This window comes from Bradyrhizobium valentinum, assembly GCF_001440405.1.
Lineage (GTDB): Bacteria > Pseudomonadota > Alphaproteobacteria > Rhizobiales > Xanthobacteraceae > Bradyrhizobium > Bradyrhizobium valentinum.
Genome location: NZ_LLXX01000215.1, coordinates 25,533 through 47,507 on the forward strand (window position 1 = coordinate 25,533; position 21,975 = coordinate 47,507).

17 protein-coding genes and 1 pseudogene are annotated in these 21,975 nt (G+C 63.6%); 10 read left to right on the top strand and 8 right to left on the bottom strand.

What is annotated here, in order from left to right; translation table 11 throughout:
* Together CP49_RS46795 and CP49_RS37220 are read right to left on the bottom strand one after the other, a co-directional pair.
* Window positions 1-207, bottom strand: a pseudogene (locus CP49_RS46795) (hypothetical protein); the annotation flags it as partial.
* A gap of 271 nt (window positions 208-478) precedes the next feature.
* Window positions 479-1,873, bottom strand: a complete 1,395-nt coding sequence (locus CP49_RS37220) for an FAD-binding oxidoreductase (protein WP_420807684.1) — start codon at window positions 1,871-1,873, stop codon at window positions 479-481.
* Window positions 1,874-1,979: 106 nt separating this feature from the next.
* Between CP49_RS37220 and CP49_RS37225 the strand changes: the two genes are divergently transcribed.
* Window positions 1,980-2,504, top strand: coding sequence for a thioesterase family protein (locus CP49_RS37225; RefSeq protein WP_057855103.1), 525 nt, complete (start codon window positions 1,980-1,982; stop codon window positions 2,502-2,504).
* A gap of 11 nt (window positions 2,505-2,515) precedes the next feature.
* Here the strand turns inward: CP49_RS37225 and CP49_RS43935 are convergent, their stop codons facing one another.
* Complete coding sequence (locus tag CP49_RS43935) at window positions 2,516-2,689, bottom strand: DUF1328 domain-containing protein (protein ID WP_028350352.1); 174 nt, start codon at window positions 2,687-2,689, stop codon at window positions 2,516-2,518.
* Between the two features lie 289 nt (window positions 2,690-2,978).
* Between CP49_RS43935 and CP49_RS37230 the strand changes: the two genes are divergently transcribed.
* From CP49_RS37230 to CP49_RS37245, 4 genes are all read left to right on the top strand, one after another.
* Window positions 2,979-5,606 carry an ATP-dependent helicase gene (locus CP49_RS37230; protein WP_057855083.1) on the top strand — a complete coding sequence of 876 codons (2,628 nt, stop codon included), beginning with the start codon at window positions 2,979-2,981 and terminating at the stop codon, window positions 5,604-5,606.
* A 139-nt stretch (window positions 5,607-5,745) separates the two neighbouring features.
* A complete protein-coding gene (locus tag CP49_RS37235) occupies window positions 5,746-6,669 on the top strand; it encodes an ABC transporter ATP-binding protein (protein WP_057855084.1) in 924 nt (307 codons plus the stop codon).
* A complete protein-coding gene (locus CP49_RS37240) occupies window positions 6,666-7,427 on the top strand; it encodes an ABC transporter permease (protein ID WP_057855085.1) in 762 nt (253 codons plus the stop codon). Before CP49_RS37235 ends, CP49_RS37240 begins: the two co-directional genes overlap by 4 nt.
* A gap of 311 nt (window positions 7,428-7,738) precedes the next feature.
* On the top strand, window positions 7,739-8,536 hold the full coding sequence (locus CP49_RS37245; RefSeq protein WP_057855086.1) for a L,D-transpeptidase: 798 nt from the start codon (window positions 7,739-7,741) through the stop codon (window positions 8,534-8,536).
* A gap of 43 nt (window positions 8,537-8,579) precedes the next feature.
* Here CP49_RS37245 and CP49_RS37250 read toward each other — a convergent pair whose 3' ends face one another.
* From CP49_RS37250 to CP49_RS37260, 3 genes are all read right to left on the bottom strand, one after another.
* Window positions 8,580-9,038, bottom strand: coding sequence for a DUF6691 family protein (locus tag CP49_RS37250; protein WP_057855087.1), 459 nt, complete (start codon window positions 9,036-9,038; stop codon window positions 8,580-8,582).
* Between the two features lie 3 nt (window positions 9,039-9,041).
* Window positions 9,042-9,467, bottom strand: coding sequence for a YeeE/YedE family protein (locus CP49_RS37255; protein ID WP_057855088.1), 426 nt, complete (start codon window positions 9,465-9,467; stop codon window positions 9,042-9,044).
* A gap of 64 nt (window positions 9,468-9,531) precedes the next feature.
* Window positions 9,532-11,817 carry a fused MFS/spermidine synthase gene (locus CP49_RS37260; RefSeq protein ID WP_057855104.1) on the bottom strand — a complete coding sequence of 762 codons (2,286 nt, stop codon included), beginning with the start codon at window positions 11,815-11,817 and terminating at the stop codon, window positions 9,532-9,534.
* Between the two features lie 250 nt (window positions 11,818-12,067).
* Between CP49_RS37260 and CP49_RS37265 the strand changes: the two genes are divergently transcribed.
* Together CP49_RS37265 and CP49_RS37270 are read left to right on the top strand one after the other, a co-directional pair.
* On the top strand, window positions 12,068-13,669 hold the full coding sequence (locus tag CP49_RS37265; RefSeq protein WP_057855089.1) for a phytoene desaturase family protein: 1,602 nt from the start codon (window positions 12,068-12,070) through the stop codon (window positions 13,667-13,669).
* Window positions 13,670-14,165: 496 nt separating this feature from the next.
* On the top strand, window positions 14,166-15,056 hold the full coding sequence (locus tag CP49_RS37270) for a 50S ribosomal protein L11 methyltransferase (protein ID WP_057855090.1): 891 nt from the start codon (window positions 14,166-14,168) through the stop codon (window positions 15,054-15,056).
* 4 nt (window positions 15,057-15,060) lie between these two features.
* Here CP49_RS37270 and CP49_RS49540 read toward each other — a convergent pair whose 3' ends face one another.
* Window positions 15,061-15,249 carry a hypothetical protein gene (locus tag CP49_RS49540; RefSeq protein ID WP_057855091.1) on the bottom strand — a complete coding sequence of 63 codons (189 nt, stop codon included), beginning with the start codon at window positions 15,247-15,249 and terminating at the stop codon, window positions 15,061-15,063.
* A 190-nt stretch (window positions 15,250-15,439) separates the two neighbouring features.
* Here CP49_RS49540 and CP49_RS37280 point away from each other — a divergent pair, with 190 nt between their 5' ends.
* From CP49_RS37280 to CP49_RS37290, 3 genes are all read left to right on the top strand, one after another.
* Entirely contained in the window at window positions 15,440-17,275 is a 1,836-nt protein-coding gene (locus CP49_RS37280) for an aminopeptidase P family protein (RefSeq protein ID WP_057855092.1), read from the top strand.
* Window positions 17,276-17,493: 218 nt separating this feature from the next.
* Window positions 17,494-18,774 carry a multidrug effflux MFS transporter gene (locus tag CP49_RS37285; RefSeq protein ID WP_057855093.1) on the top strand — a complete coding sequence of 427 codons (1,281 nt, stop codon included), beginning with the start codon at window positions 17,494-17,496 and terminating at the stop codon, window positions 18,772-18,774.
* Between the two features lie 250 nt (window positions 18,775-19,024).
* Complete coding sequence (locus CP49_RS37290) at window positions 19,025-19,618, top strand: WG repeat-containing protein (protein WP_057855094.1); 594 nt, start codon at window positions 19,025-19,027, stop codon at window positions 19,616-19,618.
* A gap of 141 nt (window positions 19,619-19,759) precedes the next feature.
* Here CP49_RS37290 and ligA read toward each other — a convergent pair whose 3' ends face one another.
* Window positions 19,760-21,907, bottom strand: coding sequence for an NAD-dependent DNA ligase LigA (gene ligA / locus CP49_RS37295; protein ID WP_057855095.1), 2,148 nt, complete (start codon window positions 21,905-21,907; stop codon window positions 19,760-19,762).
* Window positions 21,908-21,975 lie beyond the last annotated feature (68 nt).

Here is a 21,975-nt window from a genome sequence, read left to right on the forward strand (position 1 = left end):
CCCCTCCGCATGACGGCAAGCACCATTTCGGCAGTAGTCAGCGGCCCACGCCGCATACGCTCCGCCGCCGTAAACGCCCGCATAAAATCCGGTCCAGTTGTAGTGAGGCGAAGGCAGGTCCGGAACACGAAAATCGGCAGCCTTCGCCGCCGGTACTGTCAGTAAAAAGCCACAAGCGGCAACAATCCCCCAGGAAACAAACCGCATCAACGCACCTCATCACGCACGACACACGCAACACATGTTGCGGAACCAAGCTGAAGAGGGCAGTTCGGGCGCGACGATGTTTAAGTCGGGCGGCGCCGTGGTGAAACGAGGCTATGTTTGGAACCAAACTGCGACGGCCGCCACAATATACAACCCTTGAGCGAAGAACGTCGTTGCAAGTGCTTGCCCGCCACCAGCGGTTTCAGCGCAAAGGTGGCGAGCCCCGGAGGCGCTATCTTGCCTTCATCCGGTAGCCATGCACGCTTGCGCTCTAGTTCGCCGGCACGATCTTTCCGGGATTGAAAATATTCTGCGGATCGAGCGCCTGCTTCAACGCGCGCATGGCGTCGATCGCCTCGGGGCCGAGCTCGGCCTCGAGGTATTTCTGCTTGCCCTGCCCGATGCCGTGCTCGCCGGTGCAGGTGCCGCCCATCGACTGCGCCCGTTCGACCAGGCGGTGCATGAAGTCCTCGCCGCGCGCCATTTCTTCCTTGTTGTCGACGTCGCAGACCAGTGAGCAGTGGAAGTTGCCGTCGCCGACATGGCCGACGATCGGCGACAGCAGGTTGAGCCGTTTCAGGTCGTCCTCGGTCTCGGTGACACAATCGGCCAGCCTTGAGATTGGCACGCAGACGTCGGTCGCCACCACGCCCGCGCCGGGGCGCAGCGCCTTGACCGACCAATAGGCGTCATGCCGCGCCTGCCAGAGTTTTGTGCGGTCCTCGGGCTTGGTCGTCCAGGTGAAATCGCCGCCGCCGCATTCCTTGGCGATCTCGCTGAAATTCCTCGACTGCTCGGCCACCTCGACCTCGCTGCCATGAAATTCCAGAAGCAGCAGTGGCGTCTCCGGCAAGGTCAGCTTCGAATAGGCATTGCAGGCGCGGACCTGCTCGGCGTTGAGCAGTTCGATCCGCGCCAGCGGAATGCCGATCTGGATGGCCAGTATGGTAGCCTGGCAGGCGCCGCGCACCGTCTCGAACGAACAGGCGGCGGCTGCGATCGTCTCAGGAATGCCGCGCAGCTTCATGGTGAGTTCGGAGATGATGCCGAGCGTGCCCTCGGCGCCGACGAACAGATGCGTCAGGTCGTAACCGGCCGATGATTTCTTGGCCCGCGTGCCCGTCGTGATGATCTCGCCGTCGCCGCGCACCACTTTCAGCGCCAGCACGTTGTCGCGCATGGTGCCGTAGCGCACCGCATTGGTCCCGGAGGCGCGCGTCGAAGCCATGCCGCCGAGCGACGCGTCGGCGCCGGGATCGATCGGAAAGAACAATCCCTGGTCGCGCAGATGTTCGTTCAACGCCTTGCGGGTGACGCCCGGCTGGATCACGCAGTCCAGGTCCTCGGCATGAACTTCGAGAATCCGGTTCATGTCGCGCAAATCGATGCAGACGCCACCAGCCGGCGCGTTGACCTGGCCCTCCAGCGAGGTTCCGGTGCCGAAGGCGATCACGGGAACGCGGTGCTTGGCACAGATCCGCACGACATCCTGGATGTCGGCGGTCTCCTGCGCCATCACCACCGCATCCGGCGGCTGCGTCGGCAGCCATGTGGTGGTATGGGCATGCTGTTCGCGCACCGCCTGCGAGGTGATCAGCCGGTTGCCGAAGCGCGCCGCCAGCGCCTCGACCGTGCCTGCCAGCGCCTGCGGCTCCGGCCGCTTCATACTACCTGATATCGTCGTCGCCACGCCAAATTCCTCCGGATTTGAGCGGACCGTGGCAAAGGATATAAGGGGGGTCAAGAGACCCGAAAAAACAAAGGGATGCATGATGACGAGCGCTGCCGCCGCCGGCGACCGCCTGAAGACGATACCGCTGCCGCCGGCCCCGTTCCTGTCTTCGGTGATGCAGATCGAGCCGCAATGGATCGACTATAACGGCCACCTCAACATGGCCTATTACAACGTCATGATGGACCGCGCGATCGACGAAATGTGGCTGCAGCTCGGGATCGGACCGGCCTACATGAAGGAACGCCACTGCTCGACCTTCACCGCCGAATGCCATGTACGCTACATACGCGAGATTCACCTCGGCGATCCCGTACAGGTTACAGTCTACGTGCTCGAAAGCGACGAGAAGCGGCTGCATACGTTCGAGGAGCTGCGCCACGCCACCGAAGGCTGGCTCTCCGCCACCTCGGAAAACATGACGCTCCATATGGACATGACGCAGCGGAAGGTTGCCGCCTTCCCACCGGACATTCGTGCGCGCATCCAGGCGGTGGTGGCTTCGCATGCAACCGTGCCGCGGCCCGAAGGCATCGGCCGCAAGGTCGCCATGCCCCAGAGATAGCCACCCGGTCGCTAGACGTTGCTGCGTCCGCGCACCAGTCCGACCACCGCCGAGATCAGAAACAGGATCACGGCGATGAAGAAGATCGCCTTGGCGATTTCAACGGAAGCGCCGGCGATGCCGCCGAAGCCCAGAACACCCGCGATCAACGCGATAATCAGAAACGTGACGACCCAGCTCAACATGATACGACCTCAATTGGCTGTTGCGCTCGCGACGGCGACGACTGACGCGCCGCGCATCACCCGCAGGACCAATCCGGGCCGGGAATGATGGTTCCGGGCCGCAAAATCGCGAAATTTGACGATTTAAGCGGAACAAAATCGCAGCAAAGCCCTGAGATCAGGCCTGCAAACGCGATCGGATAAAACCTGTCAAAATGGCCGAACAAGCCCTATATGGCTCTCAATCCCTGCTAAGAAGGCTCCCCTTTACCGCCTCACGGTGCCATCGTGGGGCCAACACGATTCGACGATGACCGAGCCGAGCAAACTGCCCCATCGCGGCGTCCCCGAGCACCAGCCTGCGGCTGGCGGCATCGCCGCGCGTGCGCGGGCTGCGGCCGGTCCGCAATATCTGAGCGGGCTCAATCCGGAGCAACGCGAGGCGGTCGAGACGCTCGACGGACCGGTCCTGGTGCTGGCCGGCGCCGGCACCGGCAAGACCCGCGTGCTGACCACGCGCATCGCCCACATCCTGAGCCAGGGCCGTGCCCGGCCGCATGAAATCCTGTCGGTGACGTTCACCAACAAGGCCGCGCGCGAGATGAAGCTGCGGCTTGGCCAGATGCTCGGCCAAGCCGTGGAGGGCATGCCGTGGCTCGGCACCTTCCACTCGATCGGCGGACGCATCCTGCGCTTCCATGCCGAGCTGGTGCAGCTCAAATCCAATTTCACCGTGCTCGATGTCGACGATCAGGTCCGCCTGCTCAAGCAATTGCTGCAGGCCGAGAGCATCGACGACAAGCGCTGGCCGGCGCGCATGCTGGCCGGGCTGATCGACGGCTGGAAGAACCGCGGACTGACGCCCAGCCAGGTACCATCAGGCGAAGCTGCGATGTTCGGCAACGGCAAAGGCGGCAAGCTCTACGCCAGCTACCAGGAGCGGCTGAAGATCCTCAACGCCGCCGATTTCGGCGATCTGCTGCTGGAGAACATCCGGCTGTTTCGTGAAAACCCCGATGTGCTGCGGCAGTACCAGAACCGGTTCAAGTTCATTCTGGTCGACGAATATCAGGACACCAACGTCGCGCAGTATCTCTGGCTGCGACTGCTGTCGCAGGCACCGTCGCGGCCGGGCGTTCCGCTGTCTGCGATCATCCCGGGAGCTATGGACCCAGCCGTCATTCCGGGGCGCGCCGCAGGCGTGAACCCGGAATCTGGAGATAAAGAGGACTCAGCTCGAGATTCCGGGTTCGCACCTGCCGGTGCGCCCCGGAATGACGCGGGAAATCCCGTCGCTCAGCCCTCCCCCCCGAAAAACATCTGCTGCGTCGGCGACGACGACCAGTCGATCTATGGCTGGCGCGGCGCCGAGGTCGACAACATCCTGCGCTTCGAGCACGACTTTCCTGGCGCGAAAGTCATCCGGCTCGAGCGCAATTACCGCTCCACCGGGCATATCCTCGCCGCCGCCTCGCATCTGATCGCGCACAACGAAGGCCGGCTCGGCAAGACGCTGCGCACCGAGGATGTCGACGGCGAAAAGGTCACCGTCACAGGTTCCTGGGATTCGGAAGAGGAAGCCCGCGCCATCGGCGAGGAGATCGAGGAGTTGCAGCGCGCGGGCGAAAACCTCAACGAGGTCGCGATCCTGGTGCGGGCCTCGTTCCAGATGCGCGAATTCGAAGATCGTTTTGTGACGCTCGGCCTGCCCTATCGCGTCATCGGCGGTCCGCGCTTCTATGAGCGCGCCGAAATCCGCGATGCGCTGGCTTATTTGCGCGTGATCAATTCGCCGGCTGACGATCTCGCCTTCGAGCGCATCGTCAATGTCCCGAAGCGCGGGCTTGGCGACGCCACCGTGCAGTTGCTGCACGACCATGCCCGCAAGCGGCGCATGCCGCTGTTCGAGGCCGCCCGCGCCGTCGTCGAAACCGACGAATTGAAGCCGAAGGCGCGCGGAAGCTTGCGCGACCTCATCCTGCAATTCGACCGCTGGCGGGCCCAGCGCGAGGTGACCGCGCATACCGAGCTCGCCGAAATCGTCCTCGACGAGAGCGGCTATACCGAGATGTGGCAGAAGGACCGCTCGGCGGACGCCGCCAGCCGGCTCGACAACCTGAAAGAACTCGTACGCTCGATGGAAGAGTTCGAGAACCTGCAAGGGTTCCTCGAACATATTTCGCTGGTGATGGACCGCGACGGTGGTGCCGAGGACGAAGCCGTCTCGCTGATGACACTGCATTCGGCCAAGGGGCTCGAGTTCGACAACGTGTTCCTGCCGGGCTGGGAGGAAGGCCTGTTTCCGAGCCAGCGCACGCTCGACGAACAGGGCCGCGCCGGCCTCGAGGAAGAGCGGCGCCTCGCCCATGTCGGCCTGACGCGCGCCCGCCGCCGCGCAAAACTCTATTTCGCCACCAACCGCCGCATTCACGGCACGTGGTCGACCACGATCCCGTCGCGCTTCCTCGACGAACTGCCGTCGGCCAATGTCGAGATCACGGAATCCAAGGGCGGCTCCGGCTGGGGCGGCGCCGGCGGCTACGGCCCGTCGCGCTTCGACAATGTCGAATCCTTCGGCTCCAGCTACGCCACGCCGGGCTGGCAGCGCGCGCAAGCCAACCGCAACCGCGGCCAGGCTGGCCGCAGCGGACAGGCGCGCGGCGGTTTTGAAGAGGGACAGTCGTCATTTTCAGGCTCACGCAGCGATGCCTTCTCAGGCGGCGGCTTTTCGCGCAACAAGCGTGGCCCGTTGGTGATCGAAGGCGAGCTGGTCGCAAAATCCACCGGCACCGTTTCGGAATTCTCGCTCGACGACCGCGTGTTTCACCAAAAATTCGGCTACGGCCATGTGGTGAAAATCGACGGCAACAAGCTGACGATCGCGTTCGAGAAGGCCGGCGAGAAGAAGGTGGTCGATAGTTTCGTGGAGCGGGTGTAGGAGCGATAATTTTTCCCCATGCGATTGCATAAGTAGCATAGCGTTCCTATCTCCCGGTTCCCACCCCTCCCCCGCGTCGATCCGGCCGAAAGCGCCGCTGTGTCGTCGCCCATATCCGTTTCAGACTGCCATGCTCGCGATGCCCCCCATCATATCCGTCTCAAATCTCTCAAAGATCTACGGCTCCGACTTCAAGGCGCTGAACAACATCAATCTGGACATCAAGCGCGGCGAGATATTCGCCCTGCTTGGGCCGAATGGCGCCGGCAAGACCACGTTGATCAGCATTATCTGCGGCATCGCCAATCTGAGCGAGGGCAGCGTTACGGTGGGCGGCCATGACATCAACCGGGATTATCGCGCCGCGCGCTCGCTGATCGGGCTAGTGCCGCAGGAACTGCACACCGATTCCTTTGAGACCGTATGGGCGACCGTCAGCTTTAGCCGCGGCCTGTTCGGCAAGCCGAAGAATCCCGCGCACATCGAAAAAGTGCTGAAGGATCTGTCGCTGTGGGACAAGAAGGATTCCAAGATCATCACGCTCTCCGGCGGCATGAAGCGCCGCGTGATGATTGCGAAGGCGCTGTCGCACGAGCCGCAGATCCTGTTCCTCGACGAGCCGACCGCGGGCGTCGATGTCGAATTGCGCAAGGGCATGTGGGATGTGGTGCGCGCACTGCAGGCTTCCGGCGTCACCATCATCCTGACCACGCATTACATCCAGGAAGCCGAGGAGATGGCCGACCGCATCGGCGTCATCAACAAGGGCGAGATCATCCTGGTCGAGGACAAGGCCGGGCTGATGCAGAAGCTCGGCAAGAAGGAATTGAAAGTGCATCTGCAAGGCAGGATCGATGCGATTCCCGCCTCGCTCGCCGCTTACAATCTCGAACTGTCCGACGACGGCCACGCAGTGATCTACGACTACGACACCAAGGGCGACCGCACCGGCATCACCAGCCTGCTCAATGACCTCCGCAATGCTGGCATTCGCATCTCGGACCTCGATACCCGCCAGTCTTCCCTGGAAGACATCTTCGTCAGCCTGGTGAGGGCGCCATGAATTACCGTGCGATCCGCGCCATCTATCTGTTCGAAATGGCCCGCACCTGGCGCACGCTGCTGCAAAGCATCGTCTCGCCGGTGGTTTCCACCTCGCTCTATTTCGTGGTGTTCGGGGCCGCGATCGGCTCCCGCATCACCGAGGTCGAGGGCGTCAGCTACGGCACGTTCATCGTGCCGGGGCTGGTGATGCTGTCGGTCTTGACGCAGAGCATCGCCAACGCCTCGTTCGGCATCTACTTCCCGAAATTCGTCGGTACCATCTACGAAATCCTGTCGGCGCCGGTTTCGTATATCGAGATCGTGATCGGCTATGTCGGCGCGGCCGCGACCAAATCCATCATCCTCGGGTTGATCATCATGGCGACCGCCGCGCTGTTCGTGCCGCTGCATATCCAGCACCCCTGGTGGATGCTGACCTTCCTGGTGCTGACGGCAGTGACCTTCAGCCTGTTCGGCTTCATCATCGGCATCTGGGCCGACGGCTTCGAAAAGCTGCAGATGATCCCGATGCTGATCGTGACGCCGCTGACCTTCCTCGGCGGCAGCTTCTACTCGGTGAACATGCTGCCGTCGGGCTGGCGTACCATCACACTGCTCAATCCGGTTGTGTATCTGATCTCGGGCTTCCGCTGGAGCTTCTACGAGATCGCCGACGTCAGCGTGGCCTTGAGCCTCGGCATGACGCTCGGCTTCCTCGCCATCTGCATGGCCCTGGTGTGGTGGATTTTTCGGACCGGTTACCGGCTGAAGAACTGACGCGCAGCGTCATTCCGGGGCGGCTCGCAGAGCCGAACCCGGAATCTCGAGATTCCGGGTCTGGTCCTGACGGACCATCCCGGAATGACGCTTTCAAATCCGCCGGTAACACAACGCCCAGAGCGCTTCCCCGCTCGCGAAAAAGTCAGCTCCGTAGCCGGCCCACGCCGTCCTGCCGCCTTGTTTGCGCCGCGGGGGGCGTTAACGATTGCGGGCGCAGGCCACTGGAACCAGTAGCGGTTTCCGGGCATAGTGATGCCGGGGACGGAGAGCCGGCGTTTTAGTACAGAGGCCTGGAGGCCAAAGGTAAAATGCGTTCCTTCCTCATTGCCGTCGCCGCCCTGACGCTGTTTGCCGCTGGCGCCGCCCAAGCCAAAGTCGCCATCACTGTGGATAAGGACAATCAGCAGATGACCGTCGCCGTCGACGGCGTCGAGCAGTACCGGTGGCCGGTATCGTCGGGCCTTCCCTCCTACGAGACGCCGAACGGCAGCTTCCGCGCCTTCCGCATGGAGGAAGACCACTATTCCAAGGAGTTCGACGAGGCGCCGATGCCGCACTCGATCTTCTTCACCAAGATCGGCCACGCCATTCACGGCACGGATTCCGTCAATCGCCTTGGCAGCCCGGCCTCGCATGGCTGCGTGCGGTTGTCGCGCGACAATGCCGCAAAGCTCTTTGCGCTGGTCAAGGAGCAAGGCGTTCTCAACACCACGGTGACGCTGACCGGCTCGTCCCAGGTCGCGCTGGCGCGCAATCCGCGGCCGCGCTCCAACACCGCGGTCGCCCGCCGCGCGCCGCTGCCGCAATATGAACAGCAATACGACTCCGCAGCAGGTGATCCCGTCGTGATCACGCCGCAACAGCAGCGCGTCGCGCCGCAGGCCCGGGCCGGCGACGGCTATATCTATCCCGCCGATGGTACGTCGAACGAAGCGCGCTATCCGGCGCCGCCGAGCCGCCGCGTCTATGACACCCAGGCCTATCAGCAGCAGCAACAACAACAGCAATACTACGACAACCGCGGCTATGCGCCGGCACCGCAGGGCTATTACCAACAGCCGCGGCCGTATTATCAGCAGCGCGGGCTGTTCACTTACCAGGACTAGCCGGCGACTTCATCGCGGTCGCAGGACGTCCGCGGCCGCCATCTCAGCCATCCGTCGCGCTCGCCAGCAGGCGCTCGCGTTGCGCCGTCAGCCGCGATTGTTGCCAGGCATCGTGAGCCATCATACCGGCGGCCATCGCGACGACGAAGACGATGATGCCGGGCGACAGTGTCGCCAGGCTCTCCAGAGCTGGCCCTGGGCATAGTCCGACAAGGCCCCATCCAATTCCGAACAGCGCGGCGCCCGCAACCAGCGGCGAATCGATCCCCGACTTGCCCGGCCAGAAATATTTCCCGGCAAGCCACGGCCGCGAACGGCGACCCGCCAGCATGAAGCCCGGCACCGACACCGCGAGCGCCGCAGCCATTACCACCGCGAGGCTCGGATCCCACGCGCCGAAGATGTCCAGAAAACCTAAAACCTTGGTCGGCTGCACCATGCCCGAAATCAGCAGGCCCGCGCCGAAGATCAGGCCGCACAACAGGGGAGGGATGATCCGCATGGCTCAACCTCCCAGCACGTGACGCGTGATCGCGACGGTGACGATCGCGGTCACCATGAAAATGGCGGTAGCGGCGATCGAGCGCGGCGACAGCCGGCCTATTCCGCAAATGCCGTGACCGGAAGTGCAGCCGCCACCGAGCCGGGTGCCGAATCCGACCAACAGGCCCGCCACGATAATGACGGCCCAGTTCAATGGCAGCTTCGGCGGCGCCATACCGTACCCGATAAGGCCGGCGATCACGGGCGCCAGAATGAGCCCGGCGATGAAAGCGATGCGCCAGCCTTTATCCTCGCTACGCAAATTCAACAGGCCGCTGAAGACACCGCTGATGCCGGCGATCCGGCCGGTCGATAGCATCAGCAGGACCGCGGAAAGCCCGATCAGAACGCCGCCGACGGCGGCCGAGACGGGAGTGAAATTGGCCATGACGGATCTCCAGTCATTGGAGCACAATTGATCATAGGCGCGCCCTGCCTGATCGCAACTCGGGCTATTCCTCGCCCTTCCTGAACCGCCGCCACACGGCGCCCAGCACGTTGGAATAATCGTCGGTCCAGACCCGCTGGTCGTCTTCGGCCTCTGTCAGCGCCCATTGATCAGAGGACGCCAGCTTGCCGACGTCGGCCTCTTCCCGCGCCGAGACCACGACCGAGGTCGAGAAGATGTATTCGGCGTCGCGGCCGGAATCCTCGCTGTAGACCCAGCTCTTCAGGTCGTTGGCGTCGGCGATGCCGACGACGACGCTGGGCAGTTCCAGATGCCGGTTGGAGACGTGCATCACCACAGCCCCCTGCGGCGCCAGCTTGGACTTGTAGATTTCCATCGCCTCTTCGGTCGCCAGGTGAATCGGAATCGCATCCGAGGAATAGGCGTCGACGATGATCAGGTCGTAGACGCCGTCGGGCTCGCGCGCGAAGGTCAGCCGCGCATCGCCGATCACAGGCTCAAGGTTCGGCTCGCAAACCTGGATGTAGGTGAAATATTTCGGATCGCGCGCGGTATCGACCATCGTCTGGTCGATCTCGAAGAACTTCCACTCCTCGCCGGGCTCGGAGGCGCAGACCAGCGTGCCGGAGCCGAGCCCGATCACCGCTACGCGCAGCGGCGCGCCCTTGCGCTCGCGAATCGCCGTGATCGCCTGACCGATGCCGCCGTCCTTGTGGTAGTAAGTGATCGGCTCCGGCTGACCGGTGACCGGCGTGCCGTCGTCGTTCTTGAATTTCTCGGCGCCGTGGATCGTGGTGCCGTGCATCAGCACGTGATACTGGCCGTTCGGCGTCACCACGATCTTGTGAACGCCGAAGAAACTTCGCACCGTCTCGACCCGCCCGTCGTCGGAAGGATAGGCGCGCAGCAATACCAGCGCCACAACGACGGTCGCAAAGATCTTCCAACGGTTGGCATTGAGCGCAAGCGCCAGCAGCGCCGCCAGCACGCCGACCGCGCCGATCACCCAGACGCGATGATCCTCGAACCAGTTGAACCATTTTCCAGTCGACCACGCCGGCGCCATCAACGCTACCGCCAGCACCGCGAGGAACGGCCAGTACCACGCGCTCCAGCGCGGCAAGCGTTCGCCGCCGGGCGGCCGGCACAGCGCCGCAAGCGCCAGCAGGATCGGGTATTCCGCAACCCATGAGAAGGTGAACGGCGCAATCAGGCCGGCAAAGAGTCCGCCGACCATGCCACCGAACGACAGCGCGACATAGAAGCCGGTGAGATATTTCGCCGCCGGGCGAGTGCGCGCCAGTTCGCCATGGCAAGCCATCGCGATGACGAAGAAGCAGAGCTGATGTCCGCCGAGCGTCAGCAGCAGATTCTGCTCGCCGCCAAAAGCAAGCAGCACCACGACGCCGGCGATCGCCAGCGGCTGCGCCAGCAGCATCCATTTGTGCGGCAACAGCGGGCGTGACTGGAACACCAGCACCCAGGTCAGGAGATAGAGCGACAGCGGCAGCACCCACAAAAGCGGCGCGGCGGCGACGTCGGTGGAAATATGCGCGGTTACCGCGATCAGCAGCCCCGACGGCACGGCCGCCAGAAAGATCCAGCGGGCACGCAAAATCCATGGCGGCGCCGGCGCGTTGATATCGTCGGCCGGCATGTTCAGTTCCGCTGCCTTCGGCGGCGAGCGCAGCAGCAACACGCCGCAGGTTGCGATCAGCACGACCAAGAGGCCATAACCGCCGGTCCAGATCAGGTTTTGCGTGCGCAACGTGAACATCGGCTCCAACAGGACCGGATAGGACAACAGCGCCAGGAAGCTGCCAATATTCGAGGAGGCGTAGAGGAAGTACGGGTCGGGGCCGTTGGGGTGGCCGGTGCGGACGAACCAGGCCTGCAGCAGCGGATTGTTGGCGGCGAGTGCGAAGAACGGCAGCCCCATCGACACCGCAAACAGACCGAGCAGCCAGAGCGCATAGCCTGAAGTCGGCGGATCGCCCCACCCGCTCGCGATCGACAGCGGAAGCGTCAGCATCGCAACCGCGAGCAGCGCCAGATGGATCGCCACGGGATGCGTGCGATTGCGGAGCTGCATCAGAAAATGAGCATAGGCATAGCCGCCGAGCAGCAGCGACTGGAAGAACACCATCGCCACCGACCAAACCGCCGGCGAGCCGCCGAGCCGCGGCAGCACCATCTTGGTGAACAATGGCTGCACCGAAAACAGCAGCAGCGCGCTGACGAAGATCGCGGCGGTGTAGACGACCAGGACCAGCCGGTTCCGACTTTCGGAAGGTTGGTCCGCTGAAACGGATAGATCGGGAGAAGTCATCAAAACTCCGGCTGGAAACCGGCGGGTGCCGGTGGCGGATCCCGGCAGGGCCGCCGGAGAGGCGCAATGGAGCATAGGGCGACACGGCGAGCAATGCGGGATAAGAAGTGTCGTTCCGGGGCGATGCGCAGCATCGAACCCCAATGTGCAATTGCACATTGTGGAATCTCGAGATTCCAGCTCTGGTCCTTCGGACGGTCCCGGAATGACGGATCCACACTAATCAAACCTTCTTGAAGTTGAAGCTGGCATGAACGAGACGGACGTCATCATCATCGGCGCGGGGCATAACGGCCTCACCTGCGCGGCCTATCTCGCGATGGCCGGACTGCGCGTAAAAGTGGTCGAGCGCCGCAAGGTGATCGGCGGCGCCGCCGTGACCGAGGAATTCCATCCCGGCTTCCGCAATTCGGTGGCCGCCTATACCGTCAGCCTGCTCAACCCGCAGATCATTGCCGACCTGAAGCTCGCCGAACACGGCCTGCGCATCGTCGAACGCCGCGCGCAGAATTTTCTGCCCGCGCCTGACGGCAGCTATCTCCTCACCGGCGAGGGCCGCACCCGGCAATCGGTGGCGAAACTCAGCGAGCGCGATGCCGGCGCGATCGACACCTTCTCGCGCGAGCTGGAGGCTATCGCCGACGTGCTCCGGCAATTCGTGCTGCGCGCGCCGCCGAACATCGTCGAGGGGTTCGGCATCGGCGCGATCCGCGAAGCCTTCAATGCGATAGGCACCGCGAGCATCCTGCGCAAGCTCTCGCTGGAGCAGCAGCGCAGCCTGCTCGACCTGTTCACGCGCTCGGCCGGCGAGATGCTGGACGAGCGTTTCGAGAACGATCTGGTGAAGGCGCTGTTCGGGTTCGATGCCATCGTCGGCAATTACGCCAGCCCCTACGCGGCCGGCTCCGCCTATGTGATGCTGCACCACGCGTTCGGCGAGGTGAACGGCAAGAAGGGCGTATGGGGCCACGCGATCGGCGGCATGGGCGCGATCACGCAGGCAATGGCGTGCGCAGCGCGCGGGCACGGAGCCGAGATCGAAACAGAAGCGGGCGTGCGCGAAGTCATCGTCGAGGGCGGGCGCGCCGCGGGCGTCGCCCTCGACAATGGCGAAACCATCCGCGCGAAATACGTCGTCTCCAGCGTCAATCCGAAGTTGCTGTATACGCGGCTCGTGCCGTCGGGTGCGCTGGCGCCCGAATTCCTCGAACGCATCGCGCGCTGGCGCAACGGCTCCGGCACCTTCCGGATGAACGTCGCGCTGAACGCCCTGCCATCCTTCGCGGCATTGCCCGGCGCCGGCGACCATCTCACCGCCGGCATCATCCTCGCGCCCAGCCTCGGCTACATGGACCGCGCCTGGCAGGACGCGCGTGCCCATGGCTGGAGCCGCGAGCCGGTGGTGGAGGTGCTGATCCCCTCGACGCTCGACGCCTCGCTCGCGCCGGAGGGCCGGCATGTCGCGAGCCTGTTCTGCCAGCATGTCGCGCCGGAATTGCCGGATGGAAAATCGTGGGACGACCATCGCGAGGAGGTCGCCGACCTCATGATCGCGACGGTGGATAAATTCGCGCCGGGCTTTGCGGCCAGCGTGATCGGCCGCCAGGTGCTGTCGCCACTCGACCTCGAGCGGCAGTTCGGCCTGCTCGGCGGCGACATCTTTCACGGCGCCCTGACGCTCAACCAGTTGTTCTCGGCGCGGCCGATGCTGGGCCATGCCGATTATCGCGGGCCGCTGAAGGGCCTCTATCATTGCGGCTCAGGCGCCCACCCCGGCGGCGGCGTCACCGGCGCCCCCGGCCACAACGCCGCGAAGGTGATCCTGGGCGATCACCGCGCGCTGTTCGGATAGGCGATGAAACGGACAGGACGCGACGCCCGGGACCGGCGTCGCACCTTGTTGGAGGGAGCCATCTGGGGACGCGGTCAATCGCGGGCATACGCAGCGGTCGTAAACCGGATCTTAACCAGATCCCACCGCTCGCACTCCGCTCACGCATGCGGCTGGATGGGGACAAGGTGTGTAAACCCGGTGGGTAACGACGGGAGAATCCTGTGGATTGGCTGTCGAAAAATCACCGCGGCGGCTGTGGAAACCTTGCGGCAACGCCTGTGGAAAGCATCGGTATGTTTCTGCGGATGACGGGTTAGCAACTTTCGCACCGGCTGTGGATAAGCGGTGCAGATGGCGCGCCAACTCCAGTCCAAAAATAACGGGACCGGACGCTTGGCGCGCCCGGTCCCGAAATGCCCCCGAAATCGGCGGTTACTTCAGCGAAATGCTGATGGTATCAACGTAACACCCGCTTCCCGTCCGTCGCGCCTTTCCCGTTTCTCTAGGGTCTTCAATGACTTCCATCGCCCCTACGCACCGCGTCAGCTTTGCAATCGGTAACGAGCACACCGCCAAAGGCGTCGTCGATGCCCTGACCGAAATTTTCTTTGAAGGCCAGGCCGCGATCGCCGCATTCGAACGGCCGGATGGCCGATGGGACGTCACGGCGCATTTTGCCGAGCCGCCCGATCAGGTCCTGGTCCGCGAACTCGTGGCCAATGCGGCCGGTACGGAAGTCGCGGAGGGCATCGCCTTCGATACCGTCGAGGCCAAGGATTGGGTCAAGGCCAGCCTCGAAGATCTCGTCCCGGTGCCAGCCGGGCGCTTCGTGGTCCACGGCCAGCATGATCGCGAGAGGATCGCGGCCAACAAGATCGGCATCGAAATCGAGGCGGCGCTCGCATTCGGCACCGGCCACCACGGCACCACACGCGGCTGTCTGCTGCTGCTCGATCATGTCCTGAAAGCCTGGCGCCCGCGCCGCGTGCTCGATCTCGGTACCGGCACCGGCGTGCTGGCGATTGCGGCGGCCAGGGCGCTGCATGAAAGGATACTGGCGAGCGATATCGATCCGTCCTCGGTGCAGGTCGCCCGCGAAAATGCGCGGCTGAACGTGGCGGGACATCTGGTGCAGGCAATCCGTGCCACCGGGTTCTCGGCGCCACACTTCGTTGCTGCCGCGCCGTTCGACCTGGTGCTGGCAAATATTCTCGCCAATCCATTGCGGCAACTGGCAGCGCCGATGGCGCAGCATCTGGCGCCATCGGCGCTGGTCATTCTATCGGGCCTGCTGACGCATCAGGCGCCCGGCGTCATCGCCGCCTATCGCGCCCGCGGCTTGGTGCCGGTCCGGCACCTTCGCATCGAAGGCTGGAGCAGCCTGCTGCTGCGCAAGGTGAATTGAAACTCTAATCGCGTGGTCTGTGCCGATTGCGGGCGATCACGCCCTTTTCTCGCTTCAACGACCGCTTGACGCGGGCTTCCGCGAGCCGGTCCAGGATCTGCACGACGACGCCGCGCTGCTTCTTGTTGGCGACCGGCGCGATGGGGCTGCCGTCAACCGGCGGCGAAATTTTCTCAAATGTGAAAGCAGGCATGGTGTATCCCCTCTTCGTTGAGTTGAAACACTCCTGGAGCCTCCCGGTATCTTGAGCCGAACAGCCTGCATCGCAGAACCGTTTCGTCCGACTGGCGCGGACGGATATATTGAAGCACGGATTATGCCAAATTGTGGCGATGTCGGCCTGCATTGCGGACCTCCCCGCCCACATCTAAAGTGACGACGCGATGTTCGAAGCCCATTTCCAGACATTCGAAGAACCCGAAAGCGGCGTGGCGCTGACCGCGCGGCTGGCCCTCTTCCGGGAGGAGCTGGCGCGGCGGAAACTGACGGGATTCGTGATTCCCCGCGCCGATCAGCAGCAAAACGAGTATGTCCCGGCCTCCGAAGAGCGGCTGGCCTGGCTCACCGGCTTCACCGGTTCGGCCGGCATGGCGATCGTATTGACGCGCGAGGCCGCCGTTTTCGTCGACGGCCGCTACACGCTGCAGGCCGCCAAACAGGTCGACCGCAAGGCCTGGCATATCGAGCCGCTGGCCGATCCGCCGCCGGAACACTGGCTGACCAAGCATCTTGCGGCCGGCGACCGCCTCGGTTTTGACCCGTGGCTGCACACTTCGGCGGCAGCCGAGCGGCTGGCCGCCGCCTGCGCCAAGGCCGGCGCCGAATTGATCGCGGTGGACAGCAACCCGCTGGATTCGGTGTGGCACGAGCGCCCGGCCCCGCCGCTCGGCCCCGTCGCCGTTCATGGCCCTCAGTTTTCCGGCGAGATCGAAGCCGAAAAACTCAAGCGGATCCGGCTGGAAATCAGCAAGCTCGGCGTCGATGCGCTGGTGCTCTCGGACAGCCACGCCGTGGCATGGACCTTCAACATCCGCGGCACCGACGTCTCGCATACGCCGCTGCCGTTGTCCTATGCGCTGGTGCCGAAGGACGGCCGCCCCACCATATTCATCGATCACCGCAAGCTTTCCAACCTGACGCGCGACCATCTCGAACAATCCGCCGATGTCCGGGAGCCCGACACGCTGGTGCCCACACTGACGGAACTCGCGCGCAGCGGCGGCGCAATCGCCCTCGACAGCGCTACCGCAGCGGACGCGCTGAGCCGCCTGATCACGGCGGCCGGCGGAAAACCGGTGCGCGGCAACGATCCGGTAAGTCTGCTCAAGGCGGTAAAGAACATCACGGAGATCGAGGGTACGCGGAGGGCGCACCAGCGCGATGCCGTGGCGCTGACGCGCTTCCTCGCCTGGATCGACCGCGAGGCGCCTTCGGGCGCGCTGACGGAGATCGACACCGTCGAGGCGCTGGAAACGTTCCGGCGCCAGACCTGCGCGCTCAAGGATGTTTCCTTTCCCACGATCGCCGGCACCGGCCCGAACGGCGCCATCGTGCATTACCGCGTCACCCGCAAGAGCAACCGGCGCATCGTGCCGGGCGACCTCCTGCTGATCGATTCCGGGGCGCAGTATGAGGACGGCACCACCGACGTCACCCGCACCATTGCGATCGGCACGCCCACCGACGAAATGCGCGACCGCTTCACCCGCGTGCTGCGCGGGCATATCGCGATTGCGCACGCGGTGTTTCCCGACGGCACCACCGGCGCGCAGCTCGATTCCTTTGCGCGCCAATTCCTGTGGCAGGCCGGGCTCGACTTCGAGCACGGCACCGGGCACGGCGTCGGCAGCTATCTCTCGGTGCACGAAGGCCCGGCGCGAATTTCAAAAATCGGCACCACGCCGTTGAAGCGCGGCATGATCCTCTCCAACGAGCCCGGCTATTACAAGACCGACGCCTATGGCATCCGGATCGAGAACCTCGAACTCGTCATCGGCACCGACGTCGCCGGCGCCGAGAAACCGGTTAACGCGTTCGAGACGCTGACGCTGGCGCCGATCGACCGCCGCCTGATCGACGTGAATATGCTGAGCGCGACAGAGCTGAAATGGCTGAACGATTACCATGAGCGCGTCAACCGCGCCGTGCGTCCGCACCTCGACGACAACGCCACGAAACTGTGGCTGGATGAGGCAACGGCAGCGATGCTGCCGCTTTAATCGCTGTGCCTCATATAGCCGTAGGATGGGTGCAGCGCAGCGATACGGCGCGGGCGCCGGACACAAAATCGCGAAAACAACCCCATGCAAAGTAGAATCCAGCGGCCCAGCCTCGCACCCGCCTCCCCAATTCGGCATGGCCGCATGCCAAAACATCCCTGTTCGCGCTGAGCCATCTGGTTAAAAGTCCGATCCAAGCAAAACAGGGTCGGAACTGAATGCACGGCGCAGTGGGCAAGCCGCCCGGCGCGACGAACAATCATGCCGTCGCGACATCGAAAATCATGCTGCTGATGCTGGTCGCGATGACGGGCGTCGCGCCGATCTCGCTTTACATGCTGGTGCCGGCGCTGCCCGTGCTGGCGACGACCTTTGGCGGCGACATTTCGGTCGCGCAGATGACGGTGTCGCTCTACATGGTCGGCATCGCCTGCTCGCAGCTCATCATGGGACCGCTGTCGGACAAGTTCGGCCGTCGCCCGGTGCTGCTGGCAGGCCTCGCCCTGATGGTTGCCGCCAGCATCGGTTGCTCGCTGGCGCAGACGCTGCCGCAACTCATCGCGGCGCGGTTTCTGCAGGCGCTCGGCGGCGCCACCGGCATGGTGGTGAGCCGCGCCATCATCCGCGATCTCTACAGCCGCCACCGCATCAGCTCCATGATCAGCCTCGTCATCGCTGTCATGATGATGGCGCAGATGCTGAGCGCGCTCGTCGGCGGCCTCCTCGAGACTGCGTTCGGCTGGCGTGCGATCTTCTATTTCATCACGGCCGGCTCCCTCAGCGTCGCTGTCCTGATCACGATTGCGCTGCCCGAGACCCGCCGTGAGCGCAGCGAAGACGGCAGCTTCCGCGGCGATCTCGGCAACCTGCTCCGAAGTCGCGCTTTCATCGGCTACGTGCTGTGCCAGGTGCTGGCTTCGCAGATCATCTTCGCGTTCGCCGGCGGCGGACCTTACATCGTGGTGACGCAGATGGGCCGCACCACCGCCGAATACGGCGCATGGTTCGCAGCGACGGGATTTGCCTACCTCATCGGCAACGTGTTCTGCGTCCGCTTCGCGCCGCGCCATTCGCTGGAGAAGCTGATCTGGTTCGGGCTGGCGCTGCAATTCGCCGGCGCCCTGCTGAACCTGGCCTTCAGCATTGCCGGGACCAACCAGGCGCCGGCCTGGCTGTTCGGCACCCAGATGATCGTCATGATCGCCAACGCCTTCGTGATGAACAATGCCGCGGCCGGCGCCATCAGCGTGAGGCCCGAGGCCGCCGGCACCGCCTCTGGCGCGATGGGCTTTCTGCAGCAGGGCATCGGCGCGCTGGTCTCGCAATTCGGCGCCTATCTCGGCGGCCACTCCACCACCACGCTGCCGCTGACGGCGGCGATCTTCGCACTCTCGATCGCCTGCGCCTCCGCGATGTTCTTCATCGTGCCGCGCCGGACCGTCGTGGTCAGCGAGGAACTGGCGAAGAAGGCGGAGGAGGAAGAATCGGGGATGCTGTAGTCGCTGTCATTCCGGGGCGGCTCGAAGAGCCGAACCCGGAATCTCGAGATTCCGGGTCTGGTCCTTCGGACCATCCCGGAATGACAGCGCTTAATACGATCGCACGGTGCTTCAGCCCTCATTGCGAGCGCAGCGAAGCAATCCACCTCGTCTCGCAAAGAAAAATCAGTACATTACGTTCTTACGCCGCAATGGATTGCTTCGCTCGCAATGACGGCTGAATACAACCTGCCTCCTGCGAGCGTGCATCATGCCTGATTTTCTCAAGATCGTTACGCTCGGCGTGCTGCTTGCACTTTCGTCCAAGCCGGTCATGGCGATTGATCAGGCCCCGGTCTTCGATTGCTGGGAGACCGAGCGCACGTTCAAGCAATGCGCGGTGACGGGCCCCGACGGGCGGCCGCGTTTGCAGCGATCTTATCTGGCTCGGCTTGGATATGACCGGGATGGGCTGGCCTCCGTCTTGTTGTTCAATGGGACTGATAAACGAAAAGCCCAATGGTACTACGTTCGACGCGGCGTTATCCCGGTGCCGGTTAAAGTGATGGATAACGGACCGGACTATTTTGAGGACGGTCTCGCGCGATCGCCAGTCGGCGGCAAGATTGGATACATCGACCGCAAACTCGATCTCGTGATCCCGGCGGTGTATGACGGCGCCTATCCATTCAGGGACGGAGTTGCTGTCGTCTGCACGGACTGCACACTTGTCTTTGACAGCACTGTCACTGAAGGCGAGCGTAGCTGGTACGAGGGCGGACAATGGGGACGCATCGACCGCAGGGGACGCGTGGTCTCACCATTCCGGCCGTGGGAGAAAGGCAAGCCCCTCGAATTCAACTGAGGGCCGAACTCCGGCAAAATTCTATCCAGCGACGCACTGTGGCTCAGCCCTATTGCGAGCGAAGCGAAGCAATCCACCTATCCGATTGCGGCACGATGGATTGCTTCGTCGCTTACGCTCCTCGCAATGACGCGGAGAGAGTCACTCCCCGATCAGCTTCAGCCACTCATCCTCAGTCAGCACCGGCACACCGTGCTTCTTGGCCTCCGCGAGCTTCGATCCCGCCCCCGGTCCAGCGACAACGTAGTCCGTCTTCTTCGACACCGAGCCGGCTGCCTTGGCGCCCAGCCTCTCAGCCGTCGCCTTGGCTTCGTCGCGCGTCATTTTCTCGAGCGAACCGGTGAACACAACGGTCTTGCCCGCGACCGCCGAATTGCTCTTGGGCTTCTCGGCGTCAATGATCTCATTGAGCTCCTTGACCAGCCGCTCGACGATGCCGCGGTTGTGGCTTTCGCCGAAATAGGCGGCGACGCTCTTGATCACGGTGTCGCCGATCTGGTCGAGCGCATCCATCTCGGCGATGGTTTCCTCGTCGCCCTTGGCGACCTTGAGGCAGGCGTCGTGGAACGCATCCCATGAACCATAGCCGCGCGCCAGCGCCAGCGCGGTGGTCTCGCCGACATGGCGCATGCCGAGCGCATAGATGAAGCGCTCCAGAGCAATGCGGCGGCGGTTCTCGATCGCGCCGAACAGGTTGCGCACCGAGGTTTCGCCATAGCCCTCGATCGCCTCCAGCTTCAGCTTGGCGTTGCGCTTGGGCAGCGTGAAGATATCGGCGGGCTCTCTCACCCATTCCTGATCGAAGAAATACTGAAGCTGCTTCTCACCAAGCCCGTCGATATCGAAGGCCCGGCGCGACACGAACAGTTTGAGATGCTCGATCTTCTGGAACGGACAGGCGAACTCGCCGGTGCAGCGGGCGCGCGAGCCTTCCTCGCCCGTCGCAGTCTCCTCGCGCACCACGTCGGTGTGCAGCGGGCACGGGCATTTCTTCGGGAAGTGAAACTCCTTCGCACTCTTTGGCCGCTTGTCGATCACGACATCGACGACCTGCGGAATGACGTCGCCGGCGCGCTGGATCACGACGGTGTCGCCGATCCTGATGTCGCGTCCCTCGCGCAACTGCTCGCCCTTGTTGCCGATGCCCTTGATGTAGTCCTCATTGTGCAGCGTGACGTTCTGCACGATCACGCCGCCGACGCCGACCGGCTCGAGCTTGCCGACCGGCGTGAACGAACCGGTACGCCCGACCTGGATCTCGATGTCCTTGAGCACCGTCATGGCGCGCTCGGCCGGAAATTTATGCGCAATGGCCCAGCGCGGCGTGCGCGAGACGAAGCCGAGCCGTTCCTGCCAATCGATGCGGTCGATCTTGTAGACGACGCCGTCGATGTCGTAATCGAGCTCGCCGCGCTGCTCCTCGATCTCGTGATGGAACGCGATCAAGTGCTCGACGGAGTGACAGAGTTTTGTCAGCGGGTTGGTCTTGAAGCCGCAGCGCTCGAACCAGTGGATCATGCCGGTCTGCGTGTTTTCCGGCATCGCGCTCATCTGCCCCCAGGAATAGGCGAAGAAGCCGAGCGGGCGCGAAGCGGTAATCGAAGGATCTTTCTGGCGCAGCGAACCGGCGGCGGAATTTCGCGGATTGGCGAAGATGGTATCGCCGGCGGCCTTCTGGCGCTCGTTCAGCGCGAGAAACGCTTTCTTGGTCATGTAGACCTCGCCGCGCACCTCGCAGACATCAGGCACGTTGCGGCCTTTCAGCTTCTGCGGCACATCCTCCAGCGTGCGGATGTTGGCGGTGACGTCCTCGCCTACGGCGCCGTCCCCGCGGGTCGCCGCCGTTACAAGCTCGCCGTCCTCGTAACGCAGCGACATCGACAACCCGTCGATCTTCGGCTCGGCGGAAAAATTGATCTTGTCGTCGCTGAGCTTGAGAAAGCGCTCGATACGGCCGATGAAGTCGAGCACGTCCTGCTCGGCGAACGCGTTGTCGAGCGACAGCATCGGCACCGCATGCCGGACCTTCCTGAAGCGTCCCGATGGCGCCGCGCCGACCTTCTGCGACGGCGACTCCGACGTGACGAATTCGGGAAATCGCTTCTCGATGGCGCCATAGCGCTGCCGCAGCGCGTCATATTCGGCATCGCTGATGCTGGGCGCGTCTTCCTGATAATAGCGCTTGTCGTGGCCTTCGAGCTCCAGCGCCAGCCGCACGTGCTCGACCTTGGCCTGCTCCTTGGTGAGCTTGGCAACGTCGGTGGGGGTTTTCGTTTTTGATTTAGCCATCGTGCACGTTATGGTTCGTCATTCCGGGATGGTCCGAAGGACCAGACCCGGAATCTCGAGATTCCGGG

What these genes read in the sequence shown, in the direction of transcription:
- CP49_RS43935 (WP_028350352.1), bottom strand. Translation starts at nt 2,689, where the DNA reads ATGTTGAGCTGGGTCGTCACGTTTCTGATTATCGCGTTGATCGCGGGT.
- CP49_RS37250 (WP_057855087.1), bottom strand. Translation starts at nt 9,038, where the DNA reads ATGCGGATCATCCCTCCCCTGTTGTGCGGCCTGATCTTCGGCGCGGGC.
- CP49_RS37290 (WP_057855094.1), top strand. Translation starts at nt 19,025, where the DNA reads ATGCCTGATTTTCTCAAGATCGTTACGCTCGGCGTGCTGCTTGCACTT.
- CP49_RS37220 (WP_420807684.1), bottom strand. Translation starts at nt 1,873, where the DNA reads ATGAAGCGGCCGGAGCCGCAGGCGCTGGCAGGCACGGTCGAGGCGCTG.
- CP49_RS37240 (WP_057855085.1), top strand. Translation starts at nt 6,666, where the DNA reads ATGAATTACCGTGCGATCCGCGCCATCTATCTGTTCGAAATGGCCCGC.
- CP49_RS37235 (WP_057855084.1), top strand. Translation starts at nt 5,746, where the DNA reads ATGCCCCCCATCATATCCGTCTCAAATCTCTCAAAGATCTACGGCTCC.
- CP49_RS37260 (WP_057855104.1), bottom strand. Translation starts at nt 11,817, where the DNA reads ATGACTTCTCCCGATCTATCCGTTTCAGCGGACCAACCTTCCGAAAGT.
- CP49_RS37245 (WP_057855086.1), top strand. Translation starts at nt 7,739, where the DNA reads ATGCGTTCCTTCCTCATTGCCGTCGCCGCCCTGACGCTGTTTGCCGCT.
- CP49_RS37280 (WP_057855092.1), top strand. Translation starts at nt 15,440, where the DNA reads ATGTTCGAAGCCCATTTCCAGACATTCGAAGAACCCGAAAGCGGCGTG.
- CP49_RS37230 (WP_057855083.1), top strand. Translation starts at nt 2,979, where the DNA reads ATGACCGAGCCGAGCAAACTGCCCCATCGCGGCGTCCCCGAGCACCAG.
- CP49_RS37255 (WP_057855088.1), bottom strand. Translation starts at nt 9,467, where the DNA reads ATGGCCAATTTCACTCCCGTCTCGGCCGCCGTCGGCGGCGTTCTGATC.
- ligA (WP_057855095.1), bottom strand. Translation starts at nt 21,907, where the DNA reads ATGGCTAAATCAAAAACGAAAACCCCCACCGACGTTGCCAAGCTCACC.
- CP49_RS49540 (WP_057855091.1), bottom strand. Translation starts at nt 15,249, where the DNA reads ATGCCTGCTTTCACATTTGAGAAAATTTCGCCGCCGGTTGACGGCAGC.
- CP49_RS37225 (WP_057855103.1), top strand. Translation starts at nt 1,980, where the DNA reads ATGACGAGCGCTGCCGCCGCCGGCGACCGCCTGAAGACGATACCGCTG.
- CP49_RS37265 (WP_057855089.1), top strand. Translation starts at nt 12,068, where the DNA reads ATGAACGAGACGGACGTCATCATCATCGGCGCGGGGCATAACGGCCTC.
- CP49_RS37270 (WP_057855090.1), top strand. Translation starts at nt 14,166, where the DNA reads ATGACTTCCATCGCCCCTACGCACCGCGTCAGCTTTGCAATCGGTAAC.
- CP49_RS37285 (WP_057855093.1), top strand. Translation starts at nt 17,494, where the DNA reads ATGCACGGCGCAGTGGGCAAGCCGCCCGGCGCGACGAACAATCATGCC.